Annotated in this window: 15 protein-coding genes; 10 read left to right on the top strand and 5 right to left on the bottom strand. The window is 51.7% G+C overall.

Annotation, left to right across the window (positions count from 1 at the left end; translation table 11 throughout):
* Nucleotides 1–164: 164 nt before the first annotated feature.
* From lepA to IE054_RS09815, 6 genes are read left to right on the top strand one after another with little or no spacing between them, the layout of a single operon-like run.
* Nucleotides 165–1961: a translation elongation factor 4 gene (gene lepA, locus IE054_RS09840; protein ID WP_189405945.1), complete on the top strand. Its 1797-nt coding sequence runs from the start codon at nt 165–167 to the stop codon at nt 1959–1961.
* On the top strand, nt 1961–2866 hold the full coding sequence (gene lepB, locus IE054_RS09835) for a signal peptidase I (protein ID WP_189405943.1): 906 nt from the start codon (nt 1961–1963) through the stop codon (nt 2864–2866). The genes lepA and lepB overlap by 1 nt, the downstream gene beginning before the upstream one ends.
* Nucleotides 2866–3549 (top strand): ribonuclease III, encoded by a 684-nt coding sequence (rnc, locus tag IE054_RS09830; protein ID WP_189405941.1) that lies wholly within the window; start codon nt 2866–2868, stop codon nt 3547–3549. The genes lepB and rnc overlap by 1 nt, the downstream gene beginning before the upstream one ends.
* Nucleotides 3539–4456, top strand: a complete 918-nt coding sequence (era, locus tag IE054_RS09825; RefSeq protein WP_189405939.1) for a GTPase Era — start codon at nt 3539–3541, stop codon at nt 4454–4456. Before rnc ends, era begins: the two co-directional genes overlap by 11 nt.
* A 23-nt stretch (nt 4457–4479) precedes the next feature.
* Entirely contained in the window at nt 4480–5118 is a 639-nt protein-coding gene (gene pdxH, locus IE054_RS09820) for a pyridoxamine 5'-phosphate oxidase (protein WP_189405937.1), read from the top strand.
* Between the two features lie 2 nt (nt 5119–5120).
* Complete coding sequence (locus tag IE054_RS09815) at nt 5121–5903, top strand: TatD family hydrolase (RefSeq protein ID WP_189405935.1); 783 nt, start codon at nt 5121–5123, stop codon at nt 5901–5903.
* Here IE054_RS09815 and IE054_RS09810 read toward each other — a convergent pair.
* Entirely contained in the window at nt 5894–6517 is a 624-nt protein-coding gene (locus IE054_RS09810; RefSeq protein ID WP_189405933.1) for a hypothetical protein, read from the bottom strand. The two genes, IE054_RS09815 and IE054_RS09810, sit on opposite strands and share 10 nt — an antisense overlap.
* 131 nt (nt 6518–6648) lie before the next feature.
* On the opposite strand from IE054_RS09810, the gene serB reads away from it, so the two are divergent.
* Nucleotides 6649–7659: a phosphoserine phosphatase SerB gene (serB, locus tag IE054_RS09805; protein WP_229805071.1), complete on the top strand. Its 1011-nt coding sequence runs from the start codon at nt 6649–6651 to the stop codon at nt 7657–7659.
* Here serB and IE054_RS09800 read toward each other — a convergent pair.
* Complete coding sequence (locus IE054_RS09800; protein ID WP_189405931.1) at nt 7650–10178, bottom strand: PilZ domain-containing protein; 2529 nt, start codon at nt 10176–10178, stop codon at nt 7650–7652. The genes serB and IE054_RS09800 overlap by 10 nt on opposite strands.
* A gap of 177 nt (nt 10179–10355) precedes the next feature.
* Here IE054_RS09800 and radA point away from each other — a divergent pair, with 177 nt between their 5' ends.
* Nucleotides 10356–11720: a DNA repair protein RadA gene (radA, locus tag IE054_RS09795; RefSeq protein WP_189405928.1), complete on the top strand. Its 1365-nt coding sequence runs from the start codon at nt 10356–10358 to the stop codon at nt 11718–11720.
* Here radA and IE054_RS09790 read toward each other — a convergent pair.
* The 3 genes from IE054_RS09790 to ettA all read right to left on the bottom strand — a co-directional run bounded on the left by IE054_RS09790 (nt 11696) and on the right by ettA (nt 15191).
* A complete protein-coding gene (locus IE054_RS09790) occupies nt 11696–12109 on the bottom strand; it encodes a PilZ domain-containing protein (protein ID WP_189405926.1) in 414 nt (137 codons plus the stop codon). The two genes, radA and IE054_RS09790, sit on opposite strands and share 25 nt — an antisense overlap.
* 181 nt (nt 12110–12290) lie before the next feature.
* Nucleotides 12291–13271, bottom strand: a complete 981-nt coding sequence (locus IE054_RS09785) for a DUF4382 domain-containing protein (protein ID WP_189405924.1) — start codon at nt 13269–13271, stop codon at nt 12291–12293.
* A 249-nt stretch (nt 13272–13520) separates the two neighbouring features.
* Nucleotides 13521–15191, bottom strand: a complete 1671-nt coding sequence (gene ettA / locus IE054_RS09780; protein ID WP_189405922.1) for an energy-dependent translational throttle protein EttA — start codon at nt 15189–15191, stop codon at nt 13521–13523.
* A 205-nt stretch (nt 15192–15396) separates the two neighbouring features.
* Here ettA and lpxD point away from each other — a divergent pair, with 205 nt between their 5' ends.
* Nucleotides 15397–16431 (top strand): UDP-3-O-(3-hydroxymyristoyl)glucosamine N-acyltransferase, encoded by a 1035-nt coding sequence (gene lpxD, locus IE054_RS09775; RefSeq protein WP_189405919.1) that lies wholly within the window; start codon nt 15397–15399, stop codon nt 16429–16431.
* Between the two features lie 288 nt (nt 16432–16719).
* The gene (gene glyA / locus IE054_RS09770; RefSeq protein WP_189405917.1) at nt 16720–17979 is read left to right on the top strand and encodes a serine hydroxymethyltransferase; all 1260 of its coding nucleotides are present in this window, start codon (nt 16720–16722) and stop codon (nt 17977–17979) included.
* The last annotated feature ends 56 nt before the right edge of the window (nt 17980–18035 follow it).

Below are 18035 nucleotides of genomic sequence, written 5' to 3'. Positions count from 1 at the left end.
TAATGTATTCGCGAGTGAGTATAATCACATGCTGATTGCCACGGTCGCTACCACTTTAATTCCCCGCTTGCGGGTGATAACTGGCAGCAAGTGGTCTGGCGAGGCATTTGCTTATGCTTACTGGTATGTTTTATTAACTAATTCCGCAGGTATTTTTCAGCTTTATGCAACAATCCCATATTCGTAATTTTAGTATTATTGCGCACATCGATCATGGTAAATCCACTCTGTCAGACCGCCTTATTCAACATTGTGGTGGCCTTACTGATCGCGAAATGGCTGAGCAGGTCCTCGACTCTATGGATCTTGAACGGGAGCGCGGGATTACCATTAAGGCGCAGAGTGTCACGCTGAACTATGAAGCCAGAGATGGCGAAACTTACCAACTCAACTTCATTGACACCCCCGGCCATGTCGACTTTTCCTACGAGGTATCACGCTCACTGGCGGCCTGTGAAGGGGCGCTGCTGGTTGTCGATGCCGGCCAGGGCGTTGAAGCGCAAACGCTGGCTAATTGCTACACCGCGATTGAAATGGATCTGGAAGTGGTGCCAGTTTTGAACAAAATTGATTTACCGCAGGCAGAACCCGATCGAATTGCCGAAGAGATCGAGGATATTGTCGGCATTGATGCCATGGAGGCGGTACGCTGCTCGGCGAAGACCGGCGTGGGTATCGAAGAAGTGCTGGAATGCATCGTTCAGAAGATCCCGCCACCGCAGGGCGAAAGAGAAGACCCGCTGAAAGCGCTGATCATTGATTCCTGGTTTGATAACTATCAGGGCGTTGTGTCACTGGTGCGGATCAAAGAAGGGAAGCTTAACAAAAAAGATAAAATCCAGCTGATGTCTAACGGACAAGTACATCAGGTGGATAAAATTGGGGTATTCACACCGAAGCCACTTGAAACCGAAGGGCTGGAAGCCGGCGAGGTCGGCTTTATTATTGCCGGTATTAAAGACATCACTGGTGCGCCTGTTGGCGATACTATCACACTGGCAAAAGCGCCGGCCGAAGAACCCTTGCCCGGCTTTAAGAAAGTTAAGCCACAGGTCTATGCCGGTATTTTCCCAATCAGTTCGGATGACTACGAAGACTTTCGCGATGCGCTGGCAAAACTCAGCCTGAATGATGCCTCGCTGTTCTTTGAGCCAGAAAGTTCAGCAGCACTGGGCTTCGGCTTTCGGGTCGGCTTTCTGGGCATGTTACACATGGAAATCATTCAGGAACGCCTGGAACGGGAATACGGCCTGGGGCTGATTACCACAGCGCCTACCGTTATCTATGAGGTGGTGACCACCAAGGGCGAGACCTTAAGTGTGGATAATCCCTCAGAGCTGCCGCCGGTCAATGATATTGAAGAAATTCATGAGCCCATGGTTGAGGCCAATATTCTGGTTCCGCAGGAATACCTGGGCAACGTGATGACGCTGTGCGTCGAGAAACGTGGCATGCAAACCAACATGACCTATCATGGTAACCAGGTAGCCATTACCTACGAGTTGCCAATGGCCGAAGTGGTGCTGGATTTCTTTGACCGACTTAAATCAACCAGTCGTGGCTTTGCGTCACTGGACTATAACTTTAAACGCTTCCAGTCATCAGACATGGTGCGGGTCGATATTCTCATTAATGGCGATCGGGTGGACGCGCTGGCGATGATTACGCACCGTGAAAACGCCCAGGGGCGTGGTCGCGAACTGGTCGATAAGCTGCGTGAGCTGATCCCGCGTCAGATGTTTGATATTGCGATTCAGGCGGCGATTGGCAACCATGTCATTGCCCGCAGTACCGTCAAGCAAATGCGTAAAAACGTTATCGCAAAATGTTACGGCGGTGATGTGAGTCGAAAGAAAAAGCTGCTGCAGAAACAGAAGGAAGGGAAAAAGCGGATGAAGCAGATAGGGAACGTAGAACTGCCCCAGGATGCCTTTTTGGCGGTACTGAAGGTGGGTAAATAATGGCAAACTACTTTTCACTGTTACTGGTAGTGGTGACCTTTGCCAGTGGTCTAATCTGGCTTATTGACAGCCTGCTCTTTGCGCCTAAACGCAAAGCCAGACTACAGGAAGCAGCAACGGCAGAAGGGGCGGGGTTCCAGGAGTCTCCGCCTGTGCCCTATATTGTGGATACAGCGCAGCAAATCTTTCCGGTTATTGCCTTTGTGCTGGTATTGCGTTCTTTTCTGTATGAGCCGTTTCAAATCCCCTCCGGCTCGATGATGCCTACTCTTTTAGTGGGTGACTTTATTCTGGTGGAAAAGTATGCCTATGGCGTGAAAGATCCGGTGTTTCGCTCAAAGCTGATTGAGACCGGGTCGCCCGAGCGTGGCGATGTAGCAGTATTTAAATATCCTGAAGATCCCAATATCGACTATATCAAGCGGGTCGTGGGCCTGCCTGGCGACACGGTGGTGTACAAAAACAAGCAGGTTTTTATTAAACCCAAATGTGACGAGCAGCGCAGCGAATGTCCCGGACTGAAGGCGGTAACAACCACCTTTGTTGAGCGTGGCGAATATGTTCAGGAAATGACACAGTTATTGCGCTACACCGAGAACCTTGGGGACGTTGAGCATGATATTTTACGCCATCCGTTCCGTGATATCCCTCCCACGCATTATTATTCGCAGCCGGGAACCCGCAGCAATGAATGGGTAGTACCAGAAGGCCAGTATTTTGTGCTCGGCGACAACCGGGATAATAGCCGGGACAGCCGTTTCTGGGGGTTTGTGCCGGATGATAACCTGGTTGGGCAGGCCGTGGCTATATGGATAAGTTTTGAGTTTGAACGTAAGCCGGATAGCTGGTTGCCAACATGGATCCCAACTGGCATACGGTTTGACCGCGTAGGTGGTATTGACTGATGCAGGGCATCGACAAATACGCTGCGCTGCAAAAGGCCATTGGCTATACGTTTGAGGATACACGTTTACTTGAGCAGGCGCTGACCCACCGTAGTGCGGCTAAAAATCATAACGAACGGCTGGAATTTCTGGGTGATGCGGTACTGGGCCTGGTCATTGCCGATACCCTGTATCGTCAGTTTCCCGCCGTACCGGAAGGAAAGCTGACGCGCATGCGCTCAACACTGGTGAAAGGCGATACACTGGCGGAGCTGGCACGTGAGGCGGATATGGGCGATTTGCTTAAACTGGGGCAGGGAGAGCTGAAAAGCGGCGGACACCGGCGTAGCTCGATACTCGCAGATGCCGTTGAAGCGGTGCTGGGTGCCATCTATTTAGAATCAGGGCTGAGTGTGACGCAGGCGGTTATACAGCGTCTGTGGCAGTCACGGATTGCTAAACTCGACCCTCATGCGCATCCAAAAGACAACAAGACCCGACTACAGGAGTTCCTGCAGTCAAGAAAGTTACCGTTACCGAGCTACGATGTGACGTCAGTATCCGGTAAAGATCATGATCAGACCTTTGAAGTAGTCTGTCACGTCGGATTACTGAAAGAGCCGGTCAAAGGCAAAGGCAGTAGCCGTCGTAAAGCAGAGCAGGATGCCGCACAGAAGACCCTGGAGATGCTGGATGACAAATAACGATGCACAGACACACAGTGGCCTGGTCGCCATAGTCGGGCGGCCCAACGTGGGTAAGTCGACCCTGCTTAACCGGCTGCTCGGACAAAAAGTCAGCATTACATCCCGAAAGCCTCAGACCACACGACACCGGATCCTGGGCATCGATACGCAGGATAACCGTCAGGCCATTTACGTTGACACCCCGGGCCTGCATCAGGAAGAAAAGCGTGCCATCAACCGCTATATGAACCGGGCGGCTACCACCACACTGGCCGACGTGGGCGTTGTATTGTTCGTGGTCGAAGGTACCCGCTGGCAAGACGATGATCAGCATGTTCTGGATAAAATTCAGGCGTCAGGATTGCCCTGCTACCTGGTGGTCAACAAAGTTGATAAGGTTGAGGATAAAGAAGCGCTGATGCTGCATTTGCAGCAGCTCTCTGAAAAACATAACTTTGCGCATATTGTGCCGGTCAGTGCGCGTAAGGGGAAAATGGTGGATGAGCTGCGCGAACTGGTATTTGCCAGCCTTCCGGACAGCGAGTTCTATTATCCGGAAGACTATATCACTGACCGTTCAAGCCGCTTTATGGCAGCTGAGATCATTCGTGAAAAACTCATGCGTTTTACCGGTGATGAATTACCTTACTCGACCACCGTTGAAATTGAGCAGTTTAAGCTGGGTGACAACGGCGTTTACCGCATTAGTGGTCTGATTCTGGTCGAACGGGAGTCACAAAAACGTATGGTGATCGGTAAGGGTGGTAAACACTTAAAAACCATTGGTGAGCAGGCCCGCAAAGATATGGAAAACCTGTTTGATAACCGTGTATTTCTGGAACTGTGGGTAAAAGTGAAACAGGGATGGGCCGATGATGAGCGTGCCTTACGTTCACTGGGCTACGGGGATGATCAAAACCAGTAACCCTTAAAGCAGGAGACGTTAACGTGGCAATATCTGATATGCGCAGACAGTATTCCAACGGCACCCTGACCGACGAAGACCTGACGTCGCATCCGGTCGACTTGTTTGAACGCTGGCTACAGGACGCGATTGATGCGCAAATCCCTGATCCCACCGCGATGACCGTTGCCACCGTTGATGAAAATGGTCAGCCTTCACAACGTATTGTGCTGCTTAAACAGGTCAGCCATGACGGGTTTGTATTTTTCACTAATCTGGGCAGCCGTAAAGCCAGAGAGCTCGCTGATAATCCACGAGTGTCCTGTCATTTCCCGTGGTTTTTTATGGAGCGACAGGTTCGTGTATGCGGCATTGCGCAGCGCCTGTCACTGAAAGAGAATGCCGAGTACTTTTTCTCCCGTCCCAAAGACAGTCAGCTTGCGGCCTATGCGTCCAGGCAAAGTCAGCCGTTGTCCGCAAAAGCAGCACTTATGACACAGTTTAGTCAGCTAAAACAAAAGTTTGCGAACAAGGCGCTGCCGGTGCCCGACTTTTGGGGTGGCTTTCGCATTGTGCCTCACCAGATTGAATTCTGGCAGGGTGGCGAAGACCGTCTGCATGACCGCTTTGAGTACAACCGCAATGATGACGGTGACTGGGACACTCAGCGTCTTATGCCCTAGTTATGATTGACAGCCATTGCCATCTCGATCTTAATGCATTTGCACAAGACATAGACTCGGTGCTTGCTGACAGCCGAAAGGCAGGCGTAACCCGGTTTCTTATCCCCGGCACGACAGTGCCGGGCTGGCAGCGTCAGCACACGCTGGCAAGTGCCAATCCGGATATCGATATTGCCTACGGACTTCACCCCTACTTTCTTAGCCCCAGCATGGATGATAACAAAGCACAGTTGCGGGCACTCGAATCGCAGCTTGCATCGTCGCATGCCTCAACGGTTGCGGTCGGGGAAATGGGGCTGGACGGGGTCGTAGATATTCCAATGGATACGCAGCAGCAGGTGCTTGAATATCAGCTACATCTTGCCCAGGAGGCCGCGCTACCGGTTATTTTGCACCACCGCAAAACACACCACCTGTTGCACAAAGCATTAAAAGACACCGGATTTAACAGAGGTGGGGTCATTCATGCTTTCTCCGGGAATGCACAGATTGCCCGGCAATATACCGACCAGGGTTTCCTGTTGGGCATTGGGGGCACGGTGACCTACCCGCGGGGCAGCAAGACACGTGAAGCCATTAAATCGACAGGACTGGAACATCTCATACTGGAGACGGATGCGCCCGATATGCCCATGTCAGGGCGTCAGGGACAGCGGAACTCGCCAGCCTATCTGAGAGACGTGGTTATCATTCTTGCCCGCCTCTTTGAGAAGGATGCGCAAAGTATCATTGCGCGTACCACAGACACCTATTATTCCCAGTTTCAACGCCGGTCTCAGGAATAAAGCCTGCGCACCAGCCAGCGCCGGCTTTTGTAGATGCCGCGGGTAAAATACGTCGCAAACAGCATGGCCAGCAATACCCCGGCTGCGATGAGTTTGTACAGTTGCTGGTTAAGTGTTGCTGGTTCTGACAGCACCAGTTCCCGGTCGAACAATAACTGCACATAGCCAACTTCCTGGCCCGACTGGCTGCGGATACGCTTTAAGTAGGTTACGGGTGAGGCGCGCAGCATGCTTTCGCTCACCAGTGGTTGTGCGCCGTCCGTGCTGGCCAGTTTCCTGCCATCCTGATCATAAACGGTAACACTCAATACAGCGGGCTCTAGTTTTAACACGGCCAGCAGCGTTGCCAGTTCGGAGATATCCCGCGCTGTCGTGGCCGGACGCAGCAACTGCGCATACTGCTGGCTTAGCGTTGCGCCAGGCTGGTGTAAATGCATACGGTGCCACTGCGTCTGATATTCATTCAGCGATAAGATAAGAGCGACAGCCAGTGCCAGTGCGCCACTGATGACAAACACATGAACAATACGTTTTACGACAGTAAAACGGGTGTGGACTTTACGTAGCTGTAGCTGCCGGCGTGAAAGTCCTGCGGAGGCTTGCTTATCCTCCACGGTATGCGCGGGAAAATCGTGAATCGTTCATATCTGTACACTAGAATAATACGAAAAACTTGCCAAGTTTTATTTCGCTTCCGCGCCAGTTTCGGTAGGATTGCGCTATCCTCAATGACCTGTTACCGCTTGTGAATCAGACTCAGTTAACCCCGTCAGAACGCAATAGTGCTGCATTTTTAACGCAGTTTCTGCAAAACCAGGAAAAAACCTACCTGCCAGTCAGAAACGTCTGGCAATCTTCGTCAACGCAGCCAGACACTGACGCGGTGCTCACCCTTATTGCACCGGCGCTGAATTTAAAGCTGGTTGAGCAAATCCTGGCGGACTGCGCACCGGTCCTGACCGGACATGCCGTCACCTGCCACGGGTTGCACGCCAGGTTCGGAGACGGGGTGGTGTGCGTACAGGTGAGTGTTGCTGATATGCAGGCGGCGCGGGCAGGTCTGCATGAGGTGGCTGAGCGATATCAGGTAGAGCTCGCGCTGCAGGTTCAGCAACCGTCACTGAGCACGCCGGGCCTGCTGGTGATGGACATGGACAGTACCCTCATACAAATGGAGTGTATTGATGAAATTGCACGCCTTGGTGATGTGGGTGACAAAGTTGCGGCAGTTACACGTCAGGCCATGCGCGGCGAACTCGACTTTAAAGAAAGCTTAATGACCCGCGTGGCGTGTCTGGAAGGCATTGCTGAGGCGCAGCTGGCACAGATTAGAGACGCCATTCCACTGATGCCCGGTGCCGCCTTACTGGTACAAATGCTGAAGCAGTATCAATGGAAAGTGGCGGTTGCGTCAGGCGGTTTTACCTATTTTGCCGATTATCTGGCGCAACGCCTTGGGCTTGATGCAGCCTTCTCAAATGTACTGGCGGTGCAAGACGGAATGCTGACCGGTAAGGTAACCGGTGAGATTGTCGACGCTGGCAAAAAGGCACAGACGGTGATCGCGCTTAGTCAGAAGTGGCAGATTGACATATCGCAGACGATTGCGATGGGCGACGGTGCGAATGATCTGGCGATGATGGACGTCGCTGGATTAGGGGTAGCCTGTCATGCTAAACCGGCTGTCGTTGAACAGGCAGAGGTCGCCATTCGCTACGGCGGCCTGCACACGCTGCTCTATTTACTTCAGGCCTGAAGCAGCGATTCAATCCCGGTCTGTGGGATCTGCCGCTGCGTGATGGCCTCGCGGTTTTTGCGGATTTCAGCCGCGTCGAAATTATACCGGGTCATCACCTCATCGGTGACATCCACAAGATGAGCACAGGCGGCGATACTCCAAAGCTTTTCTTCCAGCTCTTTAGCCCGGTGAATGGCATACACACTGACGTAATTAATTTCTGACTGAAGCATTTCCAGGTCGGGCTTACCGGTTGTTGTCAGCATGACATGCAGTGCAACAAACTGACCCCGGGTCAGCGCTTCGCGAATAAAGCTTTTACGCTGTTCGTCGGATGAAAAGCGGTGGGTAAAGCGCGGAATAATGGCGGTGCGTTTTTCATTTAATGACGGATCAAAGGCCACAAACAATTCCTGCCGGATTGGCATATTTTCGACTTTAACCTGTTTGACCCCGTGCTGCACAAAAGGTGTATCCAGTTTGCGGTCGCGGAACATAAACTCCAGGTTTACCTGATCCTGATCGGCAAAATGTGATGCCAGGCGGGTAACCCTTTCATCCTGTTTACCAATAATCGCAACCTGAGGAACATAGCGCACACCATCTTTGCTCAGTACGAAGGACAGTGAGGTCGAGTTACGCGCATTGATCACCCTCAATGCCTGCCCCAGACCCGGTGTTTCTTCTTCGTCCGGATAGGATTTGAGTGACTGCCGGTTGTGTTTGATCAGATCATCAAAAAAGTGCCGGGCACTCTGACCGGGCTCACCCTCGACGGCCTTCAGATGCAGGATATTTTTTTGCTCGTTGTAATGCACGACATTGTACTGCAGAGCCATAACATTATGTTTGGTGGTCAGCTCCTGAAGCTTCGGAAAACCTACCTCAACCTGATTATCCACATCGTGGCTAAAGTCCTGATTCAGCTCAATACGCAGGCCGTGAACGGAAATATCTTCGCTAATTCCTTTGTAGGTGACATCCTTGCCGTATGCTTTCAGTTCGATCACCGAGCGCAACTGATAACGGGATTCAAGCCGCTGTTCCTCAAATTTATAGAGGACGTTTTTTACTTCTCTGGAGGGGCGGTTCCTGGGGTGACCAAATACCCGCAGGTGGTTAACACTTTCACGATTAAACTTTAGCTGGCTGTACGTGTGCTGCCCACCGATGGAAGTTATATCTGTCAGGTGCAGCAGTACGCGTAAGTTTTTCAGCTTCGCCATCAGCCGGGGAGCAGGCGGATTATTTTGTCGCTTAATTTTAGTGCCGACACTATCGGGTATAGATAGCGGTGCATGGGCCTGATCCGGCGACATATCGATCATAGTCAGTTTAAATACACGCCAACTGACTTTGCGTGCGCCAAACCCGAAGAATACCTGCCTAAGCACATCTTTTTTATTAAGTTCATCCAGAGAGGCAGAATAAAAGTAAACTTTTTCGTTTTGCACGTGGGTAAAGCTGAACAGATACAGCTCTCGCTGTGCTGCGGGTTTTGTTGCTAACTGGTTTAGCCTGTCTTTATTAAGCAGATAGCCAAGGCGGCAGTTGTTTTCTTCATCCCGCCAGTAGTTAACAATTTCCCGGTTTACCTCATTCACCATCGCAAAGCGCGGCGTCATAACGGTATCCACTACATCGACAAAGACCGGAAGCGTCGGGCTGCGGGGGGAAAAATATTGTTCACATGACTTATTTATGATGGCGTCAATGGTGTTGGTCATGTTCACTTTATAGCGGCGTTTATTGCCGTGTATAAAGTTCTCCAGAAACTGATCAAAGGAGGCGTTGGGATACTCTTTCGCGCGTCGCAGTGCGACGTACTGAATATCCTTCTTGCGGCTAATATTGACAACGGTGTAGGCAATGCCATTTTTTTTGTCCAGGGCAAACTCTTCTTCCAGCCCCCTGAAATGAACTGACACCCGGTCATTGTTCTTAAGCAGTGACTCCCGGCTTAGTTTGACCTGTATCCCTTCCGTTGACACATTTACGCTGATCCCGCGGATGGACGGGTTACTTTCACTGGAGAGCTCGACCGCCACGGCAAAGTTCATGCGTTCGTTCTGACGCTGGGAGTAGCGCATCAGGTTGACGACCGGCACATTGTATTTATTCATCAATGCGGTGGTTTTTGAGGCTGCGCTTTGTTCAGCAACCAGCTCATTATTTTCGGTTTTACGGCGAATAACACGATAATTATTTTCGGTATTCTGGACGGCTTCATAGACACCAAAGCTATAGTGCCCGAATGTTCTTACCTGTTGTTCGAACACATCAATAGCAATATCGTCGAGGTAATGCTTGATACCGTTGTACTCATACAGGCGGCATTCACCATCAACCTGTCCGCGCAGATCCACCGAGCGCATGCAGGGCTTGGCCAGGCGCTTGACCTCCATTTTTATGAGGAAACGTTTTTCTCTGGGCAGGTCACCGGCCACCTGGGAAAGGATCTGATTAAATTCAGGTTCATTCACCATTGGCTTTAGCTGCTCAATGATGTCAGCGTATTGCTGCAGGTCTTGACTCATGTAAACAACATCACCGTGTCAATGTAGTTATTTTCTATCGGCAGCATCCTAACTTCCATGACAAAGAAGGATGCCGTTGCCACTCATACCTTCTTTGCGAACAGGGCATTCGTACAGTGCATTATGGCGTCGCGAAAGGTAGAATACCCGGTTTTCAGCTAAAGATACATCGAAGTTATGGCAAAACGCAAAACTGCTTATGTCTGTTCTGACTGCGGTGCCGAGTTCCCACGCTGGCAGGGGCAGTGCGGTGAGTGTAAGGCATGGAATACCATCTCCGAATTCGTTGTCTCACCGGCAACTACACCGGGCAGAGCTACCAGTGGTTATGCCGGGCAGACGCAGGCCAAAATTGAACGACTCGATAGCATTGATCTGCAAGCGCTGCCTCGTTTTAGCTCGGGGTTTAAAGAGTTAGACAGGGTCCTTGGTGGCGGTATTGTGCCGGGCGCAGCCATGCTGATTGGCGGTTCTCCTGGTGCAGGTAAAAGTACGTTACTGCTGCAGGTCATGTGTGAAATGGCAAAATCCTCTGCGGCTTTATATGTCACAGGTGAGGAGTCATTGCAGCAGGTAGCATTGCGCGCCAGCCGGCTGGGACTGCCGGACGATAAGCTGATGATGCTGGCAGAGACCAATGTGGAAAGCATCTGCAACCTGGCACTAAGCAACAAGCCAAAAATAATGGTCATTGATTCCATTCAGGTGATGCACGTGGCCGACGTGCAGTCGGCGCCAGGCAGCGTTTCTCAGGTCAGGGAAAGCGCTGCGTATCTCACCCGCTTTGCCAAGCAGCAGCATATTGCCATGTTTATCGTGGGGCATGTGACCAAAGAGGGCAATCTGGCCGGGCCAAAAGTGCTGGAACACTGTATTGACAGTTCAATGATGCTGGAAGGCGAAAGCGACAGCCGGTATCGCACCTTGCGTAGTCAGAAAAACCGGTTTGGGGCGGTCAATGAACTGGGTGTTTTCGCGATGACTGAAAAAGGCCTGAAAGAAGTCAGTAACCCATCAGCCATTTTCTTAAGCCGCGGCGAACAGCAATCTCCGGGCTCCAGTGTGATGGTGATTTGGGAAGGAACTCGTCCGCTGCTGGTTGAAATTCAGGCGTTGGTCGACTATTCACAGATGTCCAATCCCCGGCGTATTGCCGTTGGCCTCGAGCAGAACCGGCTGGCTATGTTGCTGGCGGTATTGCATCGCCATGGCAATGTGCAGATGAATGATCAGGACGTATTTGTCAATGTGGTGGGCGGCGTTAAGGTGGCAGAGACCAGCGCCGATTTGGCGTTGTTGCTGGCAATGGTGTCCAGCTTCAGAAACCGTGCTTTGCCACGCGAACTTATTGTGTTTGGTGAAGTAGGGCTGGCAGGCGAAATTCGGCCGGTACCAAACGGAACAGAACGGATCATCGAGGCTGCGAAACACGGTTTTAAACGGGCTATAGTGCCAAAAGCCAATGCGCCCAAACAGGCGATACCAGGCTTACAGGTGATACCGGTCGCGCAGTTATCTCAGGCGCTGGACGCGCTGGAGTAAATCGCCTCGATGAGCGCATCAAGGTCTTTGTTGCTCAGCTCGGCGTCGCTGCTGTTGAGCTGAATGATGCGTCGAAGCGCACTCACGCTTTCAATATCACCGCGCTTCAGCCTGCAGCCCAAAATCGTATCGGGATGGCGGGAGTCTGCATGGCGGTACAACTGTTCAATAAAAAGCGTTAGCTCGGGGCTGTCGTCATTGGGACGAAAGCGGGCCAGGTAGGGCTCGTGACTGTCGAATGGCAATTGATCAAGCAGTGATTCCCGGGCGCTCAGGCGCAATCCCTGTAGCGACACATCTTTTACGACAACCGCAATGGTGGTTGTCTGATGGGACAGCGTGCCGTCGATATCAAGTTTAACCCGCTGGAATTGTCGCTTGTCAGACATATGCAGTCCTGTCTGGTGATGGCCGAATCGCCGGTAGATTTAATGATCAGTTTTAGCGGGTTGTGGCCAGAAGATCAACGAATTTTGTGCGTTATAGTTAACGCCTGTGTGGATTGATATTGGGACCCCGGGTCTGTTGCAACAGAGTGATGCGGCCGGTATGTGGCCGCAATCTCAGGAGTTACTCGACAGACACCGTGGTAGTATTACCTGCTGTGACAGTCACTGTATCAAGGGTTTGTAATGTGAACCCTTCTGCTTCACCTTCTTCTGACTCGGGCTCATCAAACAACGCGGTACACGAAAAGCTTAATGTATAATCGTCTGCCGGCAGGAAGCTGGCGTTGAACCGGTAGCTGTCATCCGCCTGATCATAGTTAACGGGAATAATGGTGTAAGGGCGTTGTACGTCGTCGTCATCATCTGGGCTTGCGTCATCACCCAGTTCACTGATTTGTTGATACTCCCCCTGATAAACATAGACGGCATTGCCCGTATTCAGATCCATTTTCTGCGCGCAGGACGGATCATCAAGCAGCAAGTTATCGATCGAACCTTCAATCTGACCAACCTCGTCGTTTAATACCAGCCGGACGCCACGCGGCTTGAGGAATACTGCTTGCTGGCCTACTGGGTTAACCAGACTTTTGCGTAAGTCGAATTCTGCTGTATAAGCCGCTTCAGCGCCCGGTGCAGCCGTGAAGCCATCCAGTTTTAACTCACCACTTGGAACCTGCAACGGAAACGTACCTTCGTCCATCACGATGTAGGAGTCATCGGTAACAACCAGTCTTACCTGTCCATACTCACCGGATGGAATATCAGTTTGTTCTACAATAGTGGCGAAGGCCTGACCTTGCAACGCAAGCAGATCGAGACGGCGTGGATCACCGTTTTCGTCTCTGACATCAAACACCAGGGGGTCGCCATTGCCGGTCAGCTCTACCGTGTCAAAATACACTACAACCTCGGTTGCGCTATCAACGGGCGCGTCGGACACGGCCAGTGAGAAGCTGGCTTCATTGTCCGGTGCGGGCCGCTCTACCGCAGGTGAGTCTGTGTCAGACCCGCCACACGCAGTCAGACCAGCCAGCCCAAGCGCAATGGCGCAGGCTTTCGCCACGGTAGAAACTGAATTGAGTGGATGTACTGAGAACTTCATAAAATGCCTTATCACAGTGAGGTGAATGAATAACTAGTGTTTGGTAAAACTTCAATCACCATGCCAATCTGTAAAAGTTATATTTTTTCAATAGGTTGTGATTTTCCTTTATGATGGGAGTTAGGAAGGTGTCGCTGATTGGCAACAAGAGTGAGGAAGCAGTAAAGTTCTGGGCTGACGTCACAAAAAGCGCCTGTCAGTGACAGGCGCTTAACGGAGTAACAACATTCGCAGCACTCTGCGCCGCGACTACTTTTTCGTCATACGCTTATATTTAAGGCGATGCGGTTCAACCACATCCTGGCCATATTCGGCTTTAAGCCAGCTTTCATAGTCCGCGTAGTTACCTTCAAAGAAGTTAATCTGGCCTTCATCCCGGTAATCCATAATATGGGTGGCCACCCGGTCCAGGAACCAGCGATCGTGCGAGATAACCATCGCGCAGCCTGGGAACTCAAGCAGCGCGTTTTCAAGCGCACGCAGTGTTTCTACGTCAAGATCGTTGGTTGGCTCATCGAGTAACAGCACGTTACCGCCAGACTTCAGCAGTTTTGCCAGATGCACCCGGTTTCGTTCACCCCCAGACAAGTCTTTGATGTACTTTTGCTGATCGGTGCCTTTAAAATTAAAGCGGCTGCAGTAAGCGCGGCTGTTAATTTCAAAGTTGCCAATTTTAATGATGTCCTGATCGTCAGAGATCTCTTTGTACACCGTGTTGTTCTCATCCATGTGATCACGGAACTGCTCAACACTGGCAATCTGCACTGACTCACCAATATCAATACTGCCGCTATCAGGCTGCTCAGCACCGGTTAGCATACGGAACAGGGTGGATTTACCCGCACCATTCGGGCCGATAATGCCAACAATGGCGCCCTTGGGAACGCTAAAGGATAAATCGTCAATCAGCACCCGTTCGCCATAGGCTTTATTGAGGCCGTCGACATCAATGACTTTATCGCCAAGCCGCTCACCCGGTGGTATGAACAGCTCATTGGTTTCATTACGTTTTTGATAGTCTCCGGTCGACATTTCTTCAAAGCGTGACATCCGGGCCTTGCTTTTTGCATGACGGCCTTTCGGGTTAGAGCGTACCCATTCCAGCTCCTGCTTAATGGACTTCTGACGAGCAGATTCGGCACGCTCTTCCATTTCCAGGCGTTTTTCCTTTTGTTCCAGCCACGATGAATAGTTGCCTTCCCAGGGAATACCTTCGCCACGGTCCAGCTCCAGGATCCAGCCTGCGACGTTGTCGAGAAAGTATCGATCGTGGGTAATAGCAACCACTGTCCCTTCATAATCGTGCAGGAAGCGCTCCAGCCAGGCTACCGATTCAGCATCAAGGTGGTTGGTAGGCTCATCAAGCAGCAACATATCGGGCTTTTCCAGCAATAAACGGCACAAGGCCACGCGGCGGCGTTCACCACCGGACAATTTAGTGACATCGGCATCCCACGGGGGCAGGCGCAACGCATCTGCGGCGCGCTCCAGCGCATTCTCAATGGTATGCCCGTCTTTGGCCTGAATAATGGCTTCCAGTTCGCCCTGTTCCTTAGCCAGTGCATCGAAGTCGGCATCGGGGTCCGCATATTCTGCGTACACTTCATCCAGACGCTTAACGGCATGGGTTACATCGGCCACCGCCTCTTCAATATTGCCCCGAACGTCTTTGCTTTCATCCAGCTGAGGCTCCTGTGGCAAATAGCCAATATTCAGCCCGGGCTGAGGCCGCGCCTCGCCTTCGATATCAGTGTCGACACCTGCCATAATACGAAGCAGGGTAGATTTACCGGCACCGTTTAAGCCCAAAACGCCGATTTTAGCGCCGGGGAAGAAACTTAAACTGATGTCTTTCAATATGTGACGGTTCGGTGGTACCACTTTGCCCACCCGATGCATACTATATACGTACTGTGACATGCTGTGTCCTTGCAGTTGAAACGCAATTTAAAATGATAGACATAGTGTAATGGTAAAGCCTGGTATTGTCCCTGCTGAGTTCAGAAAGAGCGAGGTGATTGATGGTATTTTGGGCAGTCTGCACCGTAAAATACAGATTTTAGCCGACCTTCTAAAAAATTTACGCTACCATTCGCAGCGTTAACAGTTAACTGAGGAAGAGCACATGACGGCAAATCCGGGGCGCTCCTATACGCTGGCAGAACTGGCGGAGCAAGTTGGTGGAACCATTACTGGGGATGCCACGGTAAGGATAAGTGGTGTCGGCACCCTTGCTGGTGCATCGGCCAGTCAGATATCTTTTTTGACGAATCCGAAGTACACGCCGCAGCTGACTTCGACATCAGCCGGCGCAGTTATTGTGCCTGAAAAGGCAGCCGGCGACGCGCCTTGTCCTGCTCTGGTGGTGAAAAATCCGCATGCAGCGTTTGCCCGCATTGCCCAATGCTTCGATACAACGCCGGCAGTAGCTAGTGGGGTGGCTCCAAGTGCCGTTGTTGCTGATAGCGCAACGCTGGGTGACAATGTTTCTTTGGGCCCGCACGTAGTGATTGAAGACGGCGCGGTGATTGGTGATAACGTCTCAATTGGGGCCAACACCGTTATTGGCAAAGGCGCGGTGATTGGCAACGATTGCGTGTTTTACCCGAACGTAACGATCTACCATGATGTGGTCATTGGACAGGGTGTCGTCATTCAGGCGCAGACTGTGATTGGTGCCGATGGGTTTGGTTATGCGAATGACAACGGGCTATGGCTGCCCATTCCTCAGACCGGCTCGGTCAGAATTGGCGATAACAGCTATATAGGTGCAAGTAGCAGCATTGACCGCGGTGCTATGGAAGACACCGTTATTGGCGACAACGTGATTATTGATAATCAGGTGCAGGTGGGCCACAACTGCATCATCGGCGATCACTCCTGCATATGTGGCTCCACCGGTATTGCCGGAAGTTGCCACATTGGTAAGTACGTTATTATTGGTGGCGGTGTGGGGATCAATGGTCATATCAGCATCTGCGACAAGGTACAGGTCACAGGCTACACCATGATTGTTCAGGATATTACTGAGCCTGGTGTTTACTCATCGGGTCAGCCGGCCATGCCAAACCGGGACTGGCGTAAGAATGTGATCAGATTGCGCCAGGTTGACAGCCTGTATCAGCGGGTAAAGGCGCTGGAAAAGCTGCGCGAATCATAGCGCTGCAGCGTGGTGCCGTATAAGCGTCAGTCGAACCTGCCCGTGTACCGCACCACGATTGTCAGCGCGTTGTGCTGAAAACTGCACAATAATGCCAACAAGCCTTGCCACTGACCATACCTCTGCGGGCCACAAAGCGGTATACATAGCTGGCAAAATGACTAAAATAGGCAGCCAGTCTGAATTGTCTGGCCGAATTGTGTTTTCACACGATTTGGCTGTGGCCTGAATAAAGTTGCATGGCCGTGTGCCATACCGGCCTTATCTAACCGTAGTGAAGGAGCCTCCATGTTACCTCGTGAAATGAATATTGCTGATTATGATCCTGAATTGGCAGACGCAATGGCCAAAGAAGTTGAGCGTCAGGAACAGCACATTGAACTGATTGCCTCAGAAAACTACTGTAGTCCGCGCGTTATGGAGGCGCAGGGATCTCAGCTCACCAACAAATATGCCGAAGGCTATCCCGGAAAACGCTACTACGGTGGCTGTGAGTACGTTGATGTGGTGGAGCAGCTGGCCATCGACCGGGCCAAGCAGTTATTTGGCGCTGAATACGCTAATGTGCAGCCACATTCAGGCTCGCAGGCAAATGCGGCGGCATTTATGGCGTTACTGAATGCCGGCGACACAGTGCTGGGCATGAGCCTGGCCGAAGGTGGGCACCTGACACACGGCTCCCACGTTAATTTCTCTGGCAAGACTTACAATGCTGTGCAGTACGGGCTGGATCAAACAACCGGTGAAATCGACTACGCGCAGGTCGAAGCGCTGGCCGCAGAGCATAAACCCAAAATGATCATCGGTGGCTTCTCAGCTTATTCAGGTATCGTGGACTGGCAGCGTATGCGCGAGATCGCCGATAAGGCGGGGGCTTATCTGCTGGTGGACATGGCGCATGTCGCAGGTCTGGTTGCAGCTGGGATTTACCCGAACCCGCTACCGCACGCGCATGTGGTCACAACCACCACTCACAAAACGCTGGCAGGCCCCCGCAGCGGCCTTATTCTGTCCTCCTGTGGTGATGAAGACCTGTACAAAAAGTTTAACAGTTCCGTGTTCCCGGGTAATCAGGGCGGACCACTGTGTCATGTCATCGCAGCCAAAGCAGTGGCCTTCAAGGAAGCGCTACAGCCTGAATTTAAGACCTATCAGCAACAGGTTGTCAAAAATGCCCAGGCGATGGTCGCCGTGATGCAGGAGCGAGGTTATAAAATTGTCTCAAATGGCACCCAGAATCACCTGTTCCTGCTTGATTTGATTGACAAAGATATCACTGGGAAAGACGCCGATGCAGCACTGGGCCGTGCTAACATTACGGTCAATAAAAACTCTGTGCCCAACGACCCGCGCTCGCCGTTTGTCACCAGTGGTCTGCGTATTGGCAGCCCGGCCATCACCCGTCGCGGCTTCCAGGAGGAAGAAGCAAAGCAGGTAGCAACCTGGATGTGTGATGTACTTGATAACATGGGGGATGAAAGTGTTGTCGAGCGCGTGAAGCAGGATGTCGTTGCACTGTGTGCGAAATTCCCGGTTTACGCCGCATAAATTGAACTGGTGCTGTGCCGGAGCAATCCGGCATACCATGATAAACACGAGGTGAC

The sequence above is a fragment of the Alteromonas halophila genome, from assembly GCF_014651815.1.
GTDB classification, from domain to species: Bacteria; Pseudomonadota; Gammaproteobacteria; order Enterobacterales; family Alteromonadaceae; genus Alteromonas; species Alteromonas halophila.
The sequence above is the reverse complement of the archived record's forward strand: the minus strand, read 5'-3'. Positions and strand labels throughout refer to the sequence as shown.

Bases quoted from the DNA above. Each gene is read 5' to 3' on its own strand.
- lepA (WP_189405945.1), top strand. From the start codon at position 165: ATGCAACAATCCCATATTCGTAATTTTAGTATTATTGCGCACATCGAT.
- lepB (WP_189405943.1), top strand. From the start codon at position 1,961: ATGGCAAACTACTTTTCACTGTTACTGGTAGTGGTGACCTTTGCCAGT.
- rnc (WP_189405941.1), top strand. From the start codon at position 2,866: ATGCAGGGCATCGACAAATACGCTGCGCTGCAAAAGGCCATTGGCTAT.
- era (WP_189405939.1), top strand. From the start codon at position 3,539: ATGACAAATAACGATGCACAGACACACAGTGGCCTGGTCGCCATAGTC.
- IE054_RS09815 (WP_189405935.1), top strand. From the start codon at position 5,121: ATGATTGACAGCCATTGCCATCTCGATCTTAATGCATTTGCACAAGAC.
- IE054_RS09800 (WP_189405931.1), bottom strand. From the start codon at position 10,178: ATGAGTCAAGACCTGCAGCAATACGCTGACATCATTGAGCAGCTAAAG.
- radA (WP_189405928.1), top strand. From the start codon at position 10,356: ATGGCAAAACGCAAAACTGCTTATGTCTGTTCTGACTGCGGTGCCGAG.
- IE054_RS09790 (WP_189405926.1), bottom strand. From the start codon at position 12,109: ATGTCTGACAAGCGACAATTCCAGCGGGTTAAACTTGATATCGACGGC.
- IE054_RS09785 (WP_189405924.1), bottom strand. From the start codon at position 13,271: ATGAAGTTCTCAGTACATCCACTCAATTCAGTTTCTACCGTGGCGAAA.
- ettA (WP_189405922.1), bottom strand. From the start codon at position 15,191: ATGTCACAGTACGTATATAGTATGCATCGGGTGGGCAAAGTGGTACCA.
- lpxD (WP_189405919.1), top strand. From the start codon at position 15,397: ATGACGGCAAATCCGGGGCGCTCCTATACGCTGGCAGAACTGGCGGAG.
- glyA (WP_189405917.1), top strand. From the start codon at position 16,720: ATGTTACCTCGTGAAATGAATATTGCTGATTATGATCCTGAATTGGCA.